At 66.1% G+C, this 1320-nt stretch carries 2 protein-coding genes; both read right to left on the bottom strand.

Features of this window, described 5'->3' with window-relative positions:
* The coding region (locus tag EN964_RS34860) for an ornithine cyclodeaminase family protein (RefSeq protein ID WP_127277460.1) at nt 1–783 on the bottom strand (783 nt) is incomplete at its 3' end.
* A 37-nt stretch (nt 784–820) separates the two neighbouring features.
* A complete protein-coding gene (locus tag EN964_RS34855) occupies nt 821–1225 on the bottom strand; it encodes a LapA family protein (RefSeq protein WP_127272544.1) in 405 nt (134 codons plus the stop codon).
* Nucleotides 1226–1320 lie beyond the last annotated feature (95 nt).

Genomic DNA, 1320 nt, shown 5'->3' with positions numbered 1-1320 from the left:
TTTTTCTCCTGCTTGCTTCTTGTCTCCTTCACTGATGTCGACATAGACGCGGGCGAGCCTGATCGCGTCGTCGTCGCTCTCGCGCATCGTCGGCGTAAAGCCTCCGACCAGGTCGACATGGGTTCCCGGCTGCAACAGCGCACCCTTGATCAGCGGCGTCGTCGTGATCGTCGCCGAGGAGACGATGTCGGCCTGCCCAAGCTCGGCATCGAGATCGCTCGCCGCGCTGGCTGCAAAACCCTCGGCGCGCAGATCGGCCGCGACCTTCTCGGCATTGGCCGGGGTGCGGTTCCAGATGCGGATGGTCTTGATCGGCCGTACGGCCGAGTGCGCCTTGGCGAGGAAGGGCGACAGCGCGCCGGCGCCGACCACCAGCAGCCGCGAGGCATCGTCGCGGGCGAGATAGGAGGCCGCAAGCGCCGAAGCACAGGCGGTGCGCCACTGTGTCAGCCGCTGGCCGTCGATCAAGGCCTCAGGTTCGCCGGTGGCGCCATTGAGCAGGAGATAGAGCCCCATCACCGCCGGCTTGCCGATGGCATTGTTGTCGGGGGACACGGTGACGATCTTGACGCCGATGTGACCGCCGGCCGATGTGCCGGCCGCGTTGAGGTCGGTCCAGGCGGGCATCAAGAGCAGGGTGGAGGCCGCGCCATCTGGCCGCTCGATCGTATGATGATGCCTGACCGGCTGCACCGCGCCGTCGCGAAACGCCATGCGCAGCGTCTCGACCAGCCCGGCAAAGCTCAGCGCATGGTCGACCTCTGCGGCCGAAATGGTCAGCATGAAGAACTCCGTGGGGACAAAACCGCCGACGGGCGGCTCAAGCGGTCGGCTTCGGCAATGCGGACCCATGGGCGGACCCATGGGCGGACCCTTGGGCGGACCCTTGGGTGGAGCCTGGGGCCGTTCCCAGAGCCGGGCTTTGCGGTGCCGCCGGCGCACGGCTGACCGCCTGGCGCAGGTTCTCGGCCTCGACGCCGCGCTGGCGCGCCAGCTTGCGATAGCGGCCCTGCTTGACCCAGGTTGCCAGGCTGCCGACGATCATGCCGATGGCGAGTGCCAGGAACAGGAAAATGAACAGCGGCAAAGTCAGGGTCAGCTTCGGATTGCCGGGGTTGAACGGATCGAGCGTGAAGGCGACCAGTTCGCGGTTGGCAACGGCGAGTGCGATCAGGATGATCGCCAGGGGCACGAAGATCGCGATGAGGATGAAGCGATTGAACATGATGTTTTCCGTCGGAAGCTGGCCTGTCCGAAAGGCCGTCAGGCGCTGACGTCGCGCCTACTTGCCGCCGTTCAGCCTTTCACGCAGTTCCTTGC

It is taken from the genome of Mesorhizobium sp. M7A.F.Ca.CA.001.10.2.1 (genome assembly GCF_003998575.1).
In the GTDB taxonomy this organism is placed as follows: Bacteria; Pseudomonadota; Alphaproteobacteria; order Rhizobiales; family Rhizobiaceae; genus Mesorhizobium.
Note: the sequence above shows the minus strand (reverse complement) of the source record. Positions and strands in the feature narration are given on the sequence as shown.